Below are 16,739 nucleotides of genomic sequence, written 5' to 3'. Positions count from 1 at the left end.
TGAATGGAAATTGAGGATTTGCGGACGTTCGTTGAAGTCGCGGATGCGGGTGGCGTGACGCCTGCATCGCGCCGGCTCGGCATATCTAAATCGATGGTCAGCCGGCGGCTCGTCCGGCTCGAGGCGGAGTTGAGTGTCCAGCTCCTCGCCCGCACCACGCGGGGTGCCGCGCTCACCGAAGCGGGGGCGACGTTCCGGGAATACGCAGCGCGGGTGGTTGCCGAGATCGACCTCGCCAAAGAGACTGTTCTGCCGGCGGGCGAGTTGAGAGGACGCCTGCGCGTCGCAGCGCCGCTGTCATTCGGACCGACGCACTTCGCGCCCGTCCTCGCCGACATGGCGCGGCGCTATCCGGAGTTGCACATCCACGCGGCCTATACGGATCGGTTCGTCGACCTGATCGCAGAGGGATATGATTGCGCGATCCGCGTCGGCATGCTGCCCGATTCCAACCTGATCGCAAGAAGAATTGGCCCGCTTATCGGTAAGTATGTCGCGTCGCCGGCTTACATCGAGAAATGCGGATCCCCCGAAACGCCTGAAGAGCTCGTGACCCATCAGGCGCTGATGCAGGGAACCGAGACATGGCTCGCTACGGTCGGTGACAAGGTCATCACGATGCGGCCGCAGGGTCGGTTCAAGGCCGACAACGGCGTTGCCCTCATTGCCGCTGCGGTCGCAGGGATCGGGATCGCAGCTCTCCCTAACGACTTGATCCAGGAGCATCTGGACTCGGGCGCGCTGGTGCAAGTGATGCCGCATCATCCTATTCCAGAGCACGGCATCTACGTCGTACGGCCCCCGGGACAGCACCCGTCGCGTAAGGTTCGGGTCCTCACCGAGATGCTGATCGAGTGTTTCGGGCGCTCGACCGAGGGTACGAAAGCGCTCTCGACATAGAGACTGCGGCTGTCGGGGTCGAACAAAGGGCACGGCCAGCCTACATACGATCCTGTTGGCAGTTATCGCGATGTCAGCACGAAGCGCCTATCAGAATGGCAAAACGCTATCGTCAATGACGATGTCGCATCCTCTGCGGGAACGCTCGAACAATCCGATCCACGGAAGCCGTGTCTGGGCACCTAGTACTACTGTGTTAAAAAATAAGGCATTATTCGCTTGTCTTCAACTGCGTTATGAGGAGAGCGATGGAAATCTCTGCGAAGCGGTTCGAGGAGTACGTGTCTCTGAGATGGCCCAGTCGCTTGGACACGCTGACCGTGTCGAGCCGTTTCGCGGCTACTGCACGGGGTTGATGCTGCCGGTTAAGCGTAAGAGCGTTGAACCCATGGCGGCGCATTTGTCGCCAGACCGGGTGCGTTCGGAACATCAACGTCTGCATCACTTTGTGGCCGATGCGCCGTGGTCGGACGACTTGGTGCTTGATGCGGTGCGCAGTTACGTACTTGAGCGAATTAGCCGGCGCGCGGGTTCGCCTGAGGCGCTGATTATTGACGATACCGGCTTTCCGAAGAAGGGTAAGCACTCGGTCGGGGTCGCTCGGCAGTACTGCGGCCAATTGGGTAAGCAGGACAACTGCCAGGTCGCAGTCAGCATCTCGCTTGCCAATGAACACTTCAGTCTGCCGGTGCGCTACCAACTGTATTTGCCGCAAAGCTGGGCAGATGACCCGCAACGGCGTAAGCATGCCAAAGTGCCCGAGGCGCTTGAGTTCGTCACCAAGCCGATGCTCGCGCTGCAACTGCTTGAGAACCTCGGCGAAGTGGAATCGCTGCCCGAACTGGTTCTGGCTGACGCCGGTTACGGGGCGAGCACGGAGTTCCGCGAGCAACTCACGGCGATGGGCTTCACTTATATGGTCGGGGTGACCGGGACGGTCAGCTTGCAGTCGCAAGCGCTGGCGCCGCTGCAAGCAAAGGAGCTGGCCATGCAATTGCCGTCGCGACGCTTTCGCACTGTCACGTGGCGCGAAGGCACCCACTGCGCCTTGTCGTCGCGTTTTGCGGCGGTACGGGTGCATTGCGCCTCCCGCGCAGCCCGGCCAGGCGAGGCCAGCGCGGAGCAATGGTTGTTCATCGAGTGGCCCACGGCAGAAGTCGAGCCGACCAGGTATTTCCTCAGTACGCTGCCGGCTGATACGCCAATCAAGGAACTCGTGCGACTCGCAAAACTGCGCTGGCGTATTGAGCGCGATTACCAGGAGCTCAAACAGGAACTCGGCTTGGGGCATTTCGAGGGACGCAGCTGGCGCGGCTTTCACCACCACGCGACGCTGTGCATAGCGGCTTACGGTTTTCTCGTCACTGAACGTTTGGTGGTGCAAAAAAACTCCAGCTCATCGGTTACTCGGCGAGGTGTCTTCCTTACCCAAAGGCTTCCGGCCCCGGGGCGCCCCTGCGTAAGCAGCGACACGTGGCGGATTCAATCACAACGTTGCGATTGGAGCTTGCTGCCGCGCTACTTGCTTGCCTTGAACGGTGCCCGTGCTGCGGCCGGAAAACCGAGTAGTTGTTAACACAGTAGTAATAGGGACGATAGTCGCGCAGAGGCGTTGCGGATCATGGGCGCCCAGGTGGTTGTCGGCGATCTCCTGGTCCATGACGATGCAATCCGGGCGCTCGCCGACGTCAGTGCAGCGTACTTCTGCTATCCGGTTCGCCCAGGGATTATTCCAGCAATGGCCTATTTTGACGACGCGGCCAGGCGGGCAAACGTGAAGCTCATCGTCAATATGTCGCAGATCTCTGCACGAGAGGATTCAAAAAGCCACGCAGCACGCGACCACTGGATTGCCGAGCGCATCTTTGACCGGTCGGGTGTTCCGACCACACATCTTCGTCCCACCTTCTTCTCGCAATGGCTGTTGTATCCGCACTCACGCACAGCGATTATCGAACAAGGGATCATCGACCTGCCGTATGGAGCGGGTCGCCATGCGCCGATTGCAGCGGAGGACCAGGCACGCCTGATCGCGACAATACTCGCCGCCCCAGATGGACATGCCGGAAAGACCTATAACCTCCATGGACCAGTCGAGCTTGATCAGTCCGGAATCGCTGCAGCGGTAAGCGGGGTCTTGGGTCGCGAGATTATCTATCAGCCATCGACCATCCCACAATACCGCGAGCGCCTGGAGAATGCGGGCCTGCCGGAATTTCTGATCCAACACTTCTGCGCCATCGCCGTTGATTACAAGGACGGCATTTTTTCCGGCGAAGATGAGGTTATTGCGAGACTCACAGGGAAGGCACCGATGACCGTTCAGGCGTTCGTTTCCAAGCACCGCAACCAATTCGAAGCCGGTACCGGAATCTGAACGGTCGGTCGGCGCAACGGCCCGCATAAAACGCCAGAATCGCAGCATCAAATATTACTCACAGGAGAAACGAAGTGAATGTAGATCTCTCGGGCAAGATCGCCCTCGTCACAGGTTCAACAGAAGGCATTGGTTTTGCGATTGCCCACGCGCTTCATAACGCCGGGGCCGACGTTGTTGTAAACGGTCGCACCAGACAAAAGGTCGATGCGGCCATTGCGCGCCTTGGGGCGCGCGCGCGGGGTCATGCCTTCGATCTCGCCACCGCCGACGGTTGTCATGGCCTGATCGAAGCCGAGGTCGAACCAGACATCGTCGTAAGCAACCTCGGGATTTTTCAACCGAAAGATTTTTTTGATACCGATGACGAGATCTGGGATCGTCACTGGCAGATAAACGTCATGGCGGGTATGCGACTCGCCCGTGCTTATTTGCCAAGGATGGCAGAAAAGGCGTGGGGTCGTCTCGTCTTCCTGGGTTCGGAATCCGCATTCAACGTCCCCGTAGAGATGATTCACTATGGCATTAGCAAAACGGCGGACGTGGCTCTCGCTCGCGGCCTCGCGAAGCGTATGGCAGGCATCGGCGTGACAGTGAATTCGGTCCTGCCCGGGCCGACTTTTACCGAGGGAGCGGGCGAAATGCTTAAGGACCAAATCACGGGCGACGGGTCCTTTGAGCAAGTCGGTATTGACTTCGTGAAGACCTATCGACCGACCTCTATCATCCAGCGACCCGCAACGGTAGAAGAGGTTGCGAATATGGTGGTCTATGTCGCCTCCAGGCAGGCATCAGCGACGACCGGTGCTGCGCCCAGAGTCGACGGTGGCGTGGTCGATTTCATCGTTTGACATCGGCCTTCGATCAGCCGGACGCTAGTGCTCGCTACCCTCATTGACCGCGATAGGCCGGCCTGGCCGCTGGTCAATTCATTGCGCTTGCTCATTGTGCTTCGGTATGAGGCGGATAGATACCGTGTCGGCTATCCATCAGCGATTCCCAAAGAGCCGCTACCTCGCCGTCTGACTTGCGGCCGAATGACCCGCTGCTTTTCGCAATCAGTCTTCATCTCGGGCGGCAGCGAACTATCCGTTGTACTGCTCGCCATTGTGAAAGTCATTGACGAACTTCTCCGCAATGAAATCCATCACAAGGCGCACAGCCGCCTGCCGTCGCATGTCCACGTGGGCGATCAGATAGATATCACGCGACAGTTTTTCTGCGCCCACAGGCAGCGCGATTACGCGTTTATCGTCTGCCGCAAAAAAATGAGGCAACGCGGCAATCCCCAGACCTCCGCGCGCCGCGGCAAGCTGGCTCACCAGATCGTTGCTCCTGAATCCGATGCGGCGGCCATCCGCGAAGTCAAGTAGCCATACTTGCTCCGGTACGTGATCGAGTGCCGCGTGATAAGCAATGAACTGCCATTCGTCGGATGGCCGGCTGATGTAGCCCTGCGCTGCATACAGCCCATACGTCACGCTTCCGATTCTCCGGGAAACATAACTTGCCTCGGTAGGTTGAGTCAGGCGGACGGCAATATCCGCCTCCTGACGACTGAGCGAGATCATCGGCTGCGTGCCCAGGAGCGTCAGTTCAATTTCTGGATGCCGTGAAGCAAGTTCGGCAAAACGTGGCGCGAGGAAGACGCTCGCGAAAGCAGGCGGTGCACTGACAGTGACTCTCGCCCGCGCTCCCGTCTTACGGCTTCGTACTGCCCTTTCCAATGCATGAGCCTGCGCCTGCATGCCCTCGGCGACGCGCGCAACGTCGAGGCCCGCATCGGTCAGACGCCAACGTCTCGCAAGACGGTCCACCAGCGTTTCTCCCAGCGCGTGCTCCAGCGCTGCGATACGCCGCGCAACCGTCGCGTGATCGACCTGCAGCTTGCGCGCCGCACCCGACAGAGTGCCCGCCTCCGCCAGGGCAATGAAATGTCTCATGTCATTCCAGTCGAACATTGGTGCAAATTCTCACAAGCGATGTGAATGCTTTCCGGGTTCCCGACTTCCGGTACGAGTGCTATTTTTCATGACGCTTGACATCTTATCGCGATGCCGGCGCCGCGTGCATACGCCGCATCTCGCGGCATCCATTGATAGCGATGGAAGTTAACGATTTCCGAGGAGCCAGGTTGATCAGGATTCTTCCCTTATGCCTCGGCACGTTTGCGCTTGGCATCGACGCGTACATCATGGCGGGCTTGCTGCCCGGCATCGCCAACACCTTCGCGGTCTCTGCCTCCGTGGCAGGTCAAACAGTCACAATCTTCACTGCGTGTTATGCCGTTGCAGCGCCGGTGTTTGGCGCACTGACGGCAGGCAAACCCGTGCGGCGCGTGCTGGGCGCAGCGCTGGTCCTTTTCACGCTCGCGAACACCCTTAGCGCACTCGCAACAAGCTTCCCCGTTCTGCTCCTGTCGCGCGCGGCGGCAGGAGTCGGCGCCGGCCTATATGGTCCCAGCGCCTTCAGTGCTGCTGCAAGCATGGTTTCTCAGGAACGACGAGGCCGCGCACTCGGCCTCGTTGTGGGCGGCCTCGCGCTGGGCACCGCCGTGGGCGTACCGTGCGGTCTCATTGTCGCTGGGGGTTTCGGCTGGAGAAGCGCGATGTGGCTGATAGTGGCGCTAGGTGGAATCGCATTCACGGGCGTCGTATCGCGCATGCCCGAAATCGCCGCCTCGACACCACCTTCGCTTCGCCAACGCGTTGCAGTACTGGTCGATCCACGTGTCGCGGCAACTATTGCTGTTTCATTCGTCACATCTGCGGCATCAATCGGGCTTTACACCTTCGTGGCACCGCTGCTGCGCGCGAGCGGCGGCATCACTGACCCGTTGCCCTATCTGTGGGCCTGGAGTGTAGGCGGGGTTCTCGGCATCTACTTCTGCGGCGCGCTGATCGACGCTACCGGCCGCCCCGAATGGGTGATGTCCGTCGTACAGATTCTGATGGTCGCAGTTTTCGGGACCTTGGGACCAGCGCTGCCCTATCCCGTAGCGGCTCTCGCCCTGTTTGGTGTGTGGGGCGCCGCGGCGTGGTCCTCGCAGGCGCCACAACAACACAGATTGCTGACTTTGCATCCGGATAAAGCAAGCGTTGTCGTCGCATTACAGAGCTCCGCGCACTATCTCGGTAGCGCTGCTGGCGCTGCGCTGGGCGGGCTCGCCCTTGCCGCGGGCATCCGTCTTACGCAGTTGCCGATGTTATCTACAGCACTGGTCGTCATCGCCCTGTCAGGGCAACTCGGCATTGCCCTCTGGGCGAAGTCGGACCCGATCCGCTCTCGCCCAGGCGAGGCATGATCTAATCAAACAGGAAGTTCTCAATGAAAGCCATTCAGTATCGAAAATTCGGGGGCCCCGAAGTCCTCGAGTACGTCGGATTGCCCGACCCCGAGCCGCGAGCGGGCGAAGTGTTGATCGAAACCACTGCTATCGGTGTCAATTTTCCGGATATTCGGGAGCGCTTGGGTGTCTATAACCGGGCGGAGACGCAGGTCGGCGGCGTGACGCTACCTCAAGTCGGCGGGCTGCAAGTGGTCGGCCGTGTGCTGAATGCCGGCACCGAGGCGCACGACCACCTGGTTGGGCGCAAGGTGATGGCCCTGATGTCGAAGGGCGCTTACGCGCAACGTGCAGTGGCTCGCGCTGACATGCTCGTTGAACTCGAAGACGATGCCGATGATTTCGTCATGGCGAGCGTGCCGTGTCAGGGCGTAACTGCATTTCTCGCTCTTCAGGTTTGCACCGTGCTGCGCCCGGGCGAAAGCCTGCTGGTCCATGGCGCAGCCGGCGGCGTCGGCAACCTCGCCGTCCAGATTGCGAAAGTACTCGGTGCGGCCACGGTAATCGGGACCGCGAGCTCAGACAGCCGCCGAGCCTTCGTACTGAGCCGTGGCGCCGACCATGCGATTGCGTATGACTCGCCACACTGGCCGCAATCGGTCCTGAGCCTCACCGACGGGAAAGGCGTCGACGTGATCCTCGAAACAATCGGAGGCGACGTCTTCGACGAGAACTTCGCCTGCCTTGGCATGCTCGGCCGATGTGTTGTCATCGGTTCGACGCGCGGCCCCGGCAAACCTCTCGCGCCGCGTCGGTTGATGGCAAAAGCGCAAACGCTGACCGGAGTCTATCTGCCCTCGTTTTTTCAGCGCCCAGACCTTATCCAGCGTGGTCTGCGCTTCCTGAAAGACGGCATTGGACAAGGACTGATCCGACCGAGGGTTGCGGCTACGCTCCCGCTCAGCCGCGCGGCCGATGCGCACGCCATGCTCGAACGCCGGGAGGCCCAAGGCGTCATCGTCCTTGATCCGAGGTACTGATCAGTGGCGCTGCTCCAAGGCGTTCGCGCAGGTCAGCTCATGGTCCCGCTCGCTGAACGTTCTCCCTGAAAGATCGCAATCCCAGGATTATTTATGAGAAAAATATACCTCGTCGCGGCCGCGCTCGCCGGTGCGTTGATGTGTGTAGGGGCAACGCAGGGCGCGGAAACGGATGTGGCTCCTGTGAATCTTAGCTCTGCGCACCCATTGCCCGATGGGTCGCTTGAAGATGTGAAGAACCGCTTCAGGCAATTGACGTCGGCGGCAAACCGGCACGACGCTACGGCCATAGCGCAGATGTTCTGGGACTCACCTTCAGCGCTGCTGGTCGCCAAAAGCGTCGATCCGGCGGAGGGAAGCTGGGCGGGTTTTTGGGGATCTGAATCAGTGGCTCACAAGCTTCAGGACATATATGCTGCCGGCACACTCACCCTGTTCCCTGACTGGGTAAAGCTAAAAGCCGTGGGCATTTCTTCGACAGTCGCACAAACGTATGCGCCGATGAAAATCGCCGTCAACTACGGCGGCCAGGATCCATCTCCGCGTCCATTTATCATGATCATCCAATGGCTGAATTTAGATGGTCAATGGAAAATCGCCTCGGAAATCATCTTGCCCGTGCCATCGCCCTGATCCGCCACGGTTCAGTCGTAACACGCGATATAGCCGCAACTTACCGCTGATCCAAGTCGTCCTTGCCGATGAAGTTGGCCGCCGCCTGTCGTAAACATGGCTGCTGCCACAAAAATCATGGCAGCAGCGCTTTCTTGGCCTCCCGGAGGATGGAGGACGACAACTGCTCGTCGTTCACCATACGCGCCATGGTAAGTGCGCCCATCATGGTTGATAGCATGACGAGCGCCTTCTTCCTTGCCGCAGCGGGTGGCAGTTCGGTGAGACGGCTTGCGATCAGGTTGACAAGGTTCACGATGCCCTCCGTGGCCGCGTCGCGCACTTCGTCGCTGGAGCGTGCCAACTCGCTTGCGAGTGCGACGAAGGGACAGCCGCTGCCAGGATCGTCCCGATGCTCCAGAGAAAGATAGTCGTTGATTGCGACATTCAGACCCCGGACGTCGGTCGAACGCGACAGCGACGCTTCCATCGATTCGCGCAGCGAACCGGCGGCGAGTTGCAGCGACTCCAGTACTACGTGTTCCTTCGATGTGAAATGTTTGTAGAATCCGCCGTGTGTCAGGCCCGCCTGCGACATAAGATCGGCGACGGCAGTCCCGTCTATGCCGTTTTCCCGAAACCGGCTGGACGCCGCCTCGATGATGCGCTGGCGGGTCTCGGCCGCCTCCTGTCTGGATTTTCTCATGACCTCAATGATCTTTCGTGAATTTGGATTTGATATAACATCTAGCTCGTTGGTGCAAGTCGGAGACGCACTCATTGCGTAGGGAGTGATACGAAGTGTCGCGCCCTACGGATCCACCACCCAGCGCGGGGCACCCCGTTCTCCGCTAGCCGGTCGCCATCAGTTGATCAAGGGCGCGTCTGCGTCGACGCGATAGCCACTTGGAGAGGAATCCCCAAGATCAAGGTTATCCAGAAGTAAAGGACTTTTTTCGAATAGCTCCGCCGCCCACTCCACAAAGACGCGTGCTTTAAGTGCAACCTGCCGGCGGTGCGGAAATACGGCAGCAACCCGCATCGGCCTTGGCTGCCACTGAGACAGCACTTCGACGAGTGCGCCTGAGTTCAGGTACGGCGCAAGTATGAACCGCGGAGCCTGAATCAACCCCATGCCACGAGCACTGCATATTGCACAGGCCTCCGCGTCGCTGATTGAAAGCACAGCCGGCAAGCCGACCTCGACCGCATCACCGTTGATGTCAAACATGAAGTTCGCGACTCTTCCGGTAGCGTGTGAGAGGCATTGCACTGCCAGATGTTGCTGGAGATCCTCCACGCGTTGAGGTTCGCCGTAACGGAAAAGATAGTCGGGGCTGCCAGCAGTCACTATCTCCAAATCACACAATCGGCGCTGGATGACGCCTGGGTCTTCAGGTTCCCCCATGCGGATTGTACAGTCGAGGTTCTCATGGCGCGGGTGAATGGATTGATCATCCAGTCCGATCATCAGCTCCAGATCAGGGAACCGTTTTTGAAAGTCGTCGATGGCTGGCAAGACAACAATTCTTCCAAGCGCCATCGGCAACTGAACGGAAAGCCGACCTCGCGGTCCGTTCTGAGCGCTAGCCAGCATCTCTTCCGACTCCCTGATCTCGGCCAGGATCCGTTTGCAATGCCTGTAGTACTCCGCTCCTTCCAGAGTAAGGCCAAGGCGCCGGGTTGTCCGCTGCATCAGACGAATCCGCAAGTGTGCTTCCAGCTTCCTGACGACAACTGACACCGTCGAACGCGGAAGACGGAGCGCGTCCGCCGCACGGGAAAAGCTGTTCAGCTCGACCACCTTGGCGAACACCTGCATTGACTGAAACCGGTCCATATCGTCTCATTTCCTGCCATGTGCCGTCGAGAAGCGCCATAAGCACGTAGCAACCGCGAACTATTTGAACCGATGCACACGCAGGCCGTTGCAGTAACCGTTTTTCTCGTCGACTCGACGCCGTATCAGACAACCACCCGGGTCACGGAGGACACAAGGCAACGGCCAATCCTCTCACCTGACCGGAACCGCCGCTGGCGAACTATTCGATGCCACCCGGGCGTCCGGGGAGATGTCCCAGCCGCCGCCCAGAGCACGAAATGCCCCCACCGCAGCGCGCGCCGCGTCCGCGCGTGAGCTGTCCAGATTGTCACGCGCGACGAGGAGTTGACGGTCCGCGTCCAGCACGTCTGTGAGGGTTATGGCTCCTGCTCTGTAGGCGCGTTCGGACAAATCGCGGGCGCGCGTCAGTGATGTCACTTCGCCCTGCAACTCCTGCCGTCGAGCCTCTGTCTGGGAAAGCGCTGTGAATGCGTTCTCAACATCCTCAGCGGCCTTGAGCACCGCCTGGCGATACAGTGCAAGCGCCTCCGCGTTCGCGCCTCGCGCCTGTTTAACCTCCGCATCCACCTTCCCGAAGTCAAACAGACGCCACCGAAGCGATCCAGTACCGACCGGCTGAAACGCTGCCGCGGTAAAGAGGTGATTGGTGCTCACGCTGTCAAAGCCAAGCGCGCCAGACAGGGAGATCTTCGGGTAATAGCCCGAGATTGCCGCGCCGATCCGTTCACTTGAAGCAGCGACTCGCCGCTCTGCCGCGATGATGTCAGGTCTACGCCTCAGGACGTCCAGTGGCTGGTCGTTATCGTCAATTTTCGGGATCGCAGGTATGGTGGAGGAGACGGACAGTTCATGCGCGTACGTTCCCGGCTGCGCACCCATGAGCACATCCAGGCGGTTCAGTTGCGCCTCAAGCGACGTGCGCAGGGTAGGTACGGTAGACCTTGCCTGCTTTAGCAGCGCCTCGGCCTGGGCAATCTCCCTCTCGTCTGCCGCGCCGGCGCGACGCCGTACCCGAACAAGCTCAAGAAGGCGTCCGTCCGTGCCAATCTGATCCTGCGCCACCGCAAGCCGGGTCTGGAACCCTCTGACCTGCAGGTATGCATCGGCGGCGTCGGCGGCCACCGTAATGCGCGTGCCGAGTTGCTCGGCCTCGGCCGCCTGTACTTCGTCACGCGCCGCAGCAGCGCTGCGACGCAGTCCGCCGGCCAGATCGATTTCCCAGCTCGCGGCAGCCCCAACGTTGTACTCGCGCTGATCGCGACTGTAGCCAGGAAACGTTCTCGCGATCGTACCGACCGGACTTAACAGGCTCTGGTGTTCAGCGGTGCCCGTCGCGTCGAAATCAAGCGTTGGCAGAAGCTGCGCGCCCGCCCCCGCTGCGACCGCCCTCGCCTGCTGAACGCGGGCAAACGCTGCCGCGAGGTCCAGGTTCTGTGCAAGAGCACGCTGAACGACGGTTACGAGCATCGGGTCATCAAATCCGGCCCACCAGATGTCAAGGCGCGGAGCGGGCCTGGACGCTTGCTGAGTGCTTGTCGCAACCCGGTTGTGGAACGGCACAAGCTGCGTAGTCGGTGCCGCATATTCTGGCCCCACCGCACAACCTGCAACGCCCGTTGCAATCGCAACGCCCGCGGAAATGACACGGAGCAGGCTTTGTGACGGTTTGCGCACGACCGTGTGAGGTATGCCTTCGGCCGTCTGCCGCCGGCATGCCGTTTTCACTCCGCTGATCTCGGGCAGATATCGCGCGCCGTCATGCGGCTGGTGTCGAAGATTGCCAGCTTCACTCTGCGAACCTGAAACACACATTAGTCTGCGAGCAAAGGCAGTAGTGAAGATCATGTGCGCTCCTTGCGGCCAAATTTGCGAATGAAAACATAGAAGGCAGGGGTGAACAGAAGTCCGAAGCACGTCACACCCAGCATGCCGACCAGCACCGCCGTTCCGAGGGACTGGCGCATTTCAGCGCCGGCTCCTGTGGCGACCGCGAGCGGCGCGACTCCCAGGATGAAGGCAAACGACGTCATCAGAATGGGACGCAGGCGTGTGCGTGCAGCGTGCACCGCGGCGTCAACCGGTGTGGTTCCCTCGCCCTCCTTCTGACGCGCAAATTCGACTATCAGGATTGCATTCTTCGCAGCCAGTCCGACGAGAACGACGAAGCCGATCTGCGCCAGGATATCGATGGGCATGCCGCGAGCGATCAGGCCAGTGACCGACGCGAGAATACACATCGGTACGATCAGGACGATCGCAAGCGGTAGCTTCCAGCTCTCATACTGCGCGACGAGAACGAGAAACACGAAGAGCGCAGCTGCTCCGAATACCAGGAGCGTCGGGGTGCCGTGTTGCTGCTGCTGGTAAGCCAGGTCCGTCCATTCGAAACTGATACCCTGCGGCAGCACCTGATGGGCAAGCTCTTCCATGCGATGGAGTGCTGTACCGGTGGCAATGCCTGGCGCTGCGACACCCTGAACCTCTGCGGCAGGGTACAGGTTGTAGCGAGGCACGCGATAGGGAATCGTACGGTTCTCCATTTGCGCCACCGTGCCGATTGGCACCATCTCACCGAACTGGTTTCGCGCCTTCAGACGCGTAATGTCCTGCGGGGTATGCCGGAATTGCCCGTCAGCCTGAACAATGACCTGATAAGTTCTGCCGAGATAGTTGAAGTCGTTCACGTACTGTGAACCGAGATAGACCTGCAGGGCGGAAAACACATCCGTGGGTGTGAGCCCGACCTTTTCAGCCCTTACACGATCAATATTCGCGAAAACCGATGGCGACCCCGCATTGAACAGGGTAAAGACTCCAGCAAAGCTCGGATCCCTGTTGGCGGCAGCAACAAGGGCATTCGCCGCATGCACAAGCGCCTCAGACCCGAGTCCTGCGCGGTCCTCCAGCATCATCTTGAACCCGCCCGAATTCCCAAGACCCTGTACAGGAGGCGGCGGAATGGTCAGCACATAAGCGTCCTTGATGACGGAGAGGCGTTTGCGCAGGTCGGCCAGCACAGTGTTCGCCGTCACGCCCGGAATCTCGTGGTTGTAGAGCGACGGCAACCCCGAAAAAATCGTTCCTGAGTTCGACGCCACGGTCAACGTTGTCGCGTCAAGCCCAACGAACGGGGCAACGTGTTCAATCCCGCGCGTCGTCAGGATAATGTCAATGGCATTTCGGACCACTTTCTCGGTACGGTCAAGTGACGCGCCCGGCGGGAGTTGAACCACGGTAATCAGATAACCCTGATCCTGTTCCGGAATAAAGCCGGTTGGCGTACGCGAAAACTCAAGACCCGTAACCCCTATCAGCACTACGTATATTGCGAGAACGACGGTGAGTCCACGAACGAGACGACGTGTGACGTTTCCGTACCCGAACGACAATCTGTCAAATCCCCTGTTGAAGCGATCGAAGCCCGCATGTAGCAGACGCTGCGCGAGGCCCGCGTGCAACGCGATATGCGGCTCATGCGACTTGAAGAGCACCGCGCAGAGGGCGGGACTCAGAGTGAGCGACACAAAGCAGGATATGACAGTCGATGCTGCGATCGTCACCGCAAACTGGCGAAAGAACAGCCCCGAAATCCCGCTGAGGAAGGCAGACGGGATGAAGACGGCACATAGCGTCAGCGCAATCGACAGCAGTGCCGCGCCCACTTCGTCCATCGTCCGGTGAGCCGCCTCAGCCGGCGACATGCCAGAGCGCATGTTGCGCTCGACGTTCTCGACTACGACGATTGCATCGTCAACGACAATGCCGACCGCCAGCACGAGGCCAAACAGAGACAGGTTGTTTAGCGATATTCCGAAGGTGGCGAGGACGATGAACGACCCAAGCAGGGAGACCGGAATTGCAACGACCGGGATAATCGTGGCCCTCCAGTTCTGCAGGAAAAGAAAGACGACGCCAACAACAAGCAGGATTGCGACGAATATCGTGACAATCACCTCGTCGACGGATTTGCCGATAAAGATGGTCGGGTCGTAGATGATTTTGTAATCCATTCCTGCGGGGAACTCATTCTTTAGCCCGCGCATCGCGGACAAAACCTGCTGCTCGACAGCAAGCGAGTTCGCACCGGGCTCCGCATAGATTAGCAATGTTGAAGCGTTGTCACGGTCCATGAAAGCGGTTGAACCATAGTCCGCGGCGCCCACCTCGACACGACCGATATCGCGTATCCGCGTCACGCGGCCCTGTGCGTCGGACTTGACGACCACGTCGGAAAATTGCTGTGGCGTAGACAGCCGGCCGAGCGCCTCTACGTTTATCTGGTACGCATCGCTGCCCGCCGTGGGCGGCTGGTTCAGGACACCAGCCGATACCTGCAGGTTCTGCGCGCGTAGTGCTGTGAGCACTTCACTCGCATTCAGATTGTTGGCTGCGACCTTGTCGGGGTCGATCCAGATACGCATTGCGTACTCACGGGCACCCTGGAACTGCACGTCGCCGACGCCTTGCAGACGCGCTAGCGTGTCCTTCACGTGCAACGTCGCGTAGTTCGAGAGATAAAGTGTGTCGTGCGTTCTGTCAGGTGAGTACAGGTGAACAGCCAGCAATATGCTAGGTGTCGACTTCCTCACCTGAACGCCAAGGCGCTGGACGTCTTCGGGCAGGCGCGGTAACGCATCCTGAACCCGATTCTGTGTGAGCATCTGCGCGACGTTCAGGTCAGTGCCGATACGAAAGGTAACCGTGACCGTCAACCGGCCGTCTCCCGTGGACTGGCTGCTCATGTAGAGCATGTTCTCGACGCCGTTGATCTGCTGCTCCAGCGGCGTGGCCACTGTTCGCGCAATCGTTTCGGCCGACGCACCCGGATAGGATGTGGTCACCTGCACAGTCGGTGGAACGATCTCCGGGTACTGTGCGACGGGAAGCACGAACATCGCGCCCAGGCCGATTAGCGTCAGAAAGGCACTGACCACCGTCGCGAAGCGCGGCCTGTCGATAAAGAAATGGGCAATACGCATGGCTTCACTGTCCGCTAGTTCTGTTTAGGCTCATAGCGGATCGCACCATCGCGCGTCGCCACTTTCGTTCCGGGCGCCGCAAAGGGCAAACCGTCGACGATCACGCGATCGTCCCGAGACAGGCCCGAGCGGATCACGCGCAACCCCCCTCGTATCTCGCCGACCTCGACATGCTTTGCCACAACCGTTCCGTCAGTGCTAACCGTCATCACGAGGTATTCGGACTGGTCTGGCAAAACGGATGCGTCCGGCACGAGCAACGTCGGTGCGGGATGTGCCACCGCGAGACGCACGCGCGAGAACTCGCCAGGTATAAAGCGCAGGTCGGCATTGGACACCGTCGCTCGAGCGTGGATCGTGCCGCTGGAACGGTCCAGCACGTTGTCGACGAAATCGAGCGTGCCTTGCCGTGTGTAGGTCGTCGAATCGCCCGCCGCGAGTTCGACGCGATTTGCAATCGGTCCTTTGGTGTCGCCGCGATACTGCGAAAACGACTGGAAGTCCGCCTCGCTCATGTCGAAGTCGAGGTAGACCGGATCGAGCGAGACGAGCGTCGCGAGCAATGTCGTCGGGCTCGTTGCGCCACGGCTGCCTGCAATCAGGTTACCGGTGGAAACGAGATGCCTGCCAATGCGGCCGGTAAACGGCGCCGTGATGCGGCAGCGATCCAGATCGAAGCGGGTGTCGCGGATCCGCGCCGCAGCATCGTCCAGTGCAGCTTGCGCAGCATTCAGTTCGGACGTACGCTGCTCGACGTTCTGCGTCGTGCCAGCATCATTGCGCTCCAGTTCCTGCGCACGCGCCAGCTCCTGCTTCGCCAGAACCAGGCGCGCCTCAGCGGTCCGGCGCAGGGCAGTCGCCTGCGCGAGCCGAATCTCATACGGCACGGGATCGATGGTGAACAGCAGATCGCCCTTGTGAACGATGTCGCCGTCCCTGAAGTGAATACCTGTGAGCGTACCGCCTACCTGTGCGCGCAGTTCCACCTGATCGACTGCCGAGAACTGGCCAAGAAATCCGAGTCGGGTGTCGAGGTCGCGTACCAGCGGGCGGCTGATCGTTACCTCGTGGGGCGGCAGGGGTCGCGCATTGGCGACGCTATCACCACGACCATGCGAGTAGAGAAACCACCCGCCCCCGCTTACCATGATCACAGCGGCCGCGGCAGCCCAGGTTCTGGCGCGCCGGCCCACCGTGCCATATCGCGCACGATGAACTGTGCCGCCGTCTTCCAGCCTTGTTTTCGTATCCAACTTCAATCACCTCGAAAAGTGTTGTCGTTCGCCTCTTCGCGAAACGGCGTCTCGACCGATCGGCGCACCAACTGATTGCGCGGACCGGACAACGTGGCTATTTAGATTAGAGGTAACTTCTAACTTGCGTTAGATTACATGTGAAATCTAATACGTCAAGCCTTTTCAGGGCGCTAACTAATAGCTCTACCGACCCTGGACCGATGCATCTCAGAACCAGCAACGCTTCGCCAGATTGTTCGCCCTTGCCAGCATGTCTATTCATCATCGACGGATTTATGCGAGGAGTTCGATCCGCTATGCTGTGCAAGCTTTTAACCACTGTGCGCGTGAAACCGCTTTCGGGGCCATCGTGGGTGATTGCGTTTGGTCTTTTTGCGGCATGAAGGAGCGCTCCTCCATACCGGTCCTTCTTTTGTCGCGGCGCACGTTCCCCGAAGTGCGCTTTT

11 protein-coding genes and 2 pseudogenes are annotated in these 16,739 nt (G+C 59.8%); 7 read left to right on the top strand and 6 right to left on the bottom strand.

Going from position 1 to position 16,739, the window contains the following annotated elements; all coding sequences use genetic code 11:
- Window positions 1-3: 3 nt before the first annotated feature.
- The 4 genes and pseudogenes from ACOCG7_RS05560 to ACOCG7_RS05545 all read left to right on the top strand — a co-directional run bounded on the left by ACOCG7_RS05560 (window position 4) and on the right by ACOCG7_RS05545 (window position 4,128).
- The gene (locus ACOCG7_RS05560; protein WP_073432362.1) at window positions 4-900 is read left to right on the top strand and encodes a LysR family transcriptional regulator; all 897 of its coding nucleotides are present in this window, start codon (window positions 4-6) and stop codon (window positions 898-900) included.
- A 248-nt stretch (window positions 901-1,148) separates the two neighbouring features.
- A pseudogene (locus tag ACOCG7_RS05555) lies at window positions 1,149-2,363 on the top strand (IS701 family transposase).
- Window positions 2,364-2,500: 137 nt separating this feature from the next.
- Window positions 2,501-3,277, top strand: a pseudogene (locus tag ACOCG7_RS05550) (NmrA family transcriptional regulator); the annotation flags it as partial.
- Window positions 3,278-3,351: 74 nt separating this feature from the next.
- Window positions 3,352-4,128, top strand: coding sequence for an SDR family NAD(P)-dependent oxidoreductase (locus ACOCG7_RS05545; RefSeq protein WP_421377107.1), 777 nt, complete (start codon window positions 3,352-3,354; stop codon window positions 4,126-4,128).
- Between the two features lie 234 nt (window positions 4,129-4,362).
- On the opposite strand, the gene ACOCG7_RS05540 is transcribed toward ACOCG7_RS05545, so the two are convergent.
- The gene (locus ACOCG7_RS05540; RefSeq protein WP_421377105.1) at window positions 4,363-5,238 is read right to left on the bottom strand and encodes a LysR family transcriptional regulator; all 876 of its coding nucleotides are present in this window, start codon (window positions 5,236-5,238) and stop codon (window positions 4,363-4,365) included.
- A 173-nt stretch (window positions 5,239-5,411) separates the two neighbouring features.
- On the opposite strand from ACOCG7_RS05540, the gene ACOCG7_RS05535 reads away from it, so the two are divergent.
- The 3 genes from ACOCG7_RS05535 to ACOCG7_RS05525 all read left to right on the top strand — a co-directional run bounded on the left by ACOCG7_RS05535 (window position 5,412) and on the right by ACOCG7_RS05525 (window position 8,236).
- Window positions 5,412-6,581 (top strand): MFS transporter, encoded by a 1,170-nt coding sequence (locus ACOCG7_RS05535; protein WP_073432379.1) that lies wholly within the window; start codon window positions 5,412-5,414, stop codon window positions 6,579-6,581.
- Between the two features lie 23 nt (window positions 6,582-6,604).
- Window positions 6,605-7,603 (top strand): quinone oxidoreductase family protein, encoded by a 999-nt coding sequence (locus ACOCG7_RS05530; protein ID WP_073432359.1) that lies wholly within the window; start codon window positions 6,605-6,607, stop codon window positions 7,601-7,603.
- A 93-nt stretch (window positions 7,604-7,696) separates the two neighbouring features.
- Complete coding sequence (locus tag ACOCG7_RS05525; RefSeq protein ID WP_073432358.1) at window positions 7,697-8,236, top strand: hypothetical protein; 540 nt, start codon at window positions 7,697-7,699, stop codon at window positions 8,234-8,236.
- A gap of 115 nt (window positions 8,237-8,351) precedes the next feature.
- Here the strand turns inward: ACOCG7_RS05525 and ACOCG7_RS05520 are convergent, their stop codons facing one another.
- The 5 genes from ACOCG7_RS05520 to ACOCG7_RS05500 all read right to left on the bottom strand — a co-directional run bounded on the left by ACOCG7_RS05520 (window position 8,352) and on the right by ACOCG7_RS05500 (window position 16,290).
- Complete coding sequence (locus ACOCG7_RS05520) at window positions 8,352-8,921, bottom strand: TetR/AcrR family transcriptional regulator (RefSeq protein WP_073432357.1); 570 nt, start codon at window positions 8,919-8,921, stop codon at window positions 8,352-8,354.
- Between the two features lie 159 nt (window positions 8,922-9,080).
- On the bottom strand, window positions 9,081-10,055 hold the full coding sequence (locus ACOCG7_RS05515) for a LysR family transcriptional regulator (RefSeq protein WP_073432356.1): 975 nt from the start codon (window positions 10,053-10,055) through the stop codon (window positions 9,081-9,083).
- A gap of 174 nt (window positions 10,056-10,229) precedes the next feature.
- Window positions 10,230-11,903, bottom strand: a complete 1,674-nt coding sequence (locus ACOCG7_RS05510) for an efflux transporter outer membrane subunit (RefSeq protein WP_083086167.1) — start codon at window positions 11,901-11,903, stop codon at window positions 10,230-10,232.
- Entirely contained in the window at window positions 11,900-15,037 is a 3,138-nt protein-coding gene (locus ACOCG7_RS05505; protein ID WP_421377101.1) for an efflux RND transporter permease subunit, read from the bottom strand. Before ACOCG7_RS05505 ends, ACOCG7_RS05510 begins: the two co-directional genes overlap by 4 nt.
- A 14-nt stretch (window positions 15,038-15,051) precedes the next feature.
- Complete coding sequence (locus ACOCG7_RS05500) at window positions 15,052-16,290, bottom strand: efflux RND transporter periplasmic adaptor subunit (RefSeq protein WP_073432377.1); 1,239 nt, start codon at window positions 16,288-16,290, stop codon at window positions 15,052-15,054.
- Window positions 16,291-16,739: the final 449 nt, after the last annotated feature.

Source organism: Paraburkholderia sp. DD10 (assembly GCF_049177125.1).
Classification (GTDB): Bacteria; Pseudomonadota; Gammaproteobacteria; order Burkholderiales; family Burkholderiaceae; genus Paraburkholderia; species Paraburkholderia terricola.
This window is presented reverse-complemented; position numbering and strand designations above follow the sequence as displayed.

Bases quoted from the DNA above. Each gene is read 5' to 3' on its own strand.
- ACOCG7_RS05560 (WP_073432362.1), top strand. From the start codon at position 4: ATGGAAATTGAGGATTTGCGGACGTTCGTTGAAGTCGCGGATGCGGGT.
- ACOCG7_RS05540 (WP_421377105.1), bottom strand. From the start codon at position 5,238: ATGTTCGACTGGAATGACATGAGACATTTCATTGCCCTGGCGGAGGCG.
- ACOCG7_RS05530 (WP_073432359.1), top strand. From the start codon at position 6,605: ATGAAAGCCATTCAGTATCGAAAATTCGGGGGCCCCGAAGTCCTCGAG.
- ACOCG7_RS05525 (WP_073432358.1), top strand. From the start codon at position 7,697: ATGAGAAAAATATACCTCGTCGCGGCCGCGCTCGCCGGTGCGTTGATG.
- ACOCG7_RS05520 (WP_073432357.1), bottom strand. From the start codon at position 8,921: ATGAGAAAATCCAGACAGGAGGCGGCCGAGACCCGCCAGCGCATCATC.
- ACOCG7_RS05515 (WP_073432356.1), bottom strand. From the start codon at position 10,055: ATGGACCGGTTTCAGTCAATGCAGGTGTTCGCCAAGGTGGTCGAGCTG.
- ACOCG7_RS05510 (WP_083086167.1), bottom strand. From the start codon at position 11,903: ATGATCTTCACTACTGCCTTTGCTCGCAGACTAATGTGTGTTTCAGGT.
- ACOCG7_RS05505 (WP_421377101.1), bottom strand. From the start codon at position 15,037: ATGCGTATTGCCCATTTCTTTATCGACAGGCCGCGCTTCGCGACGGTG.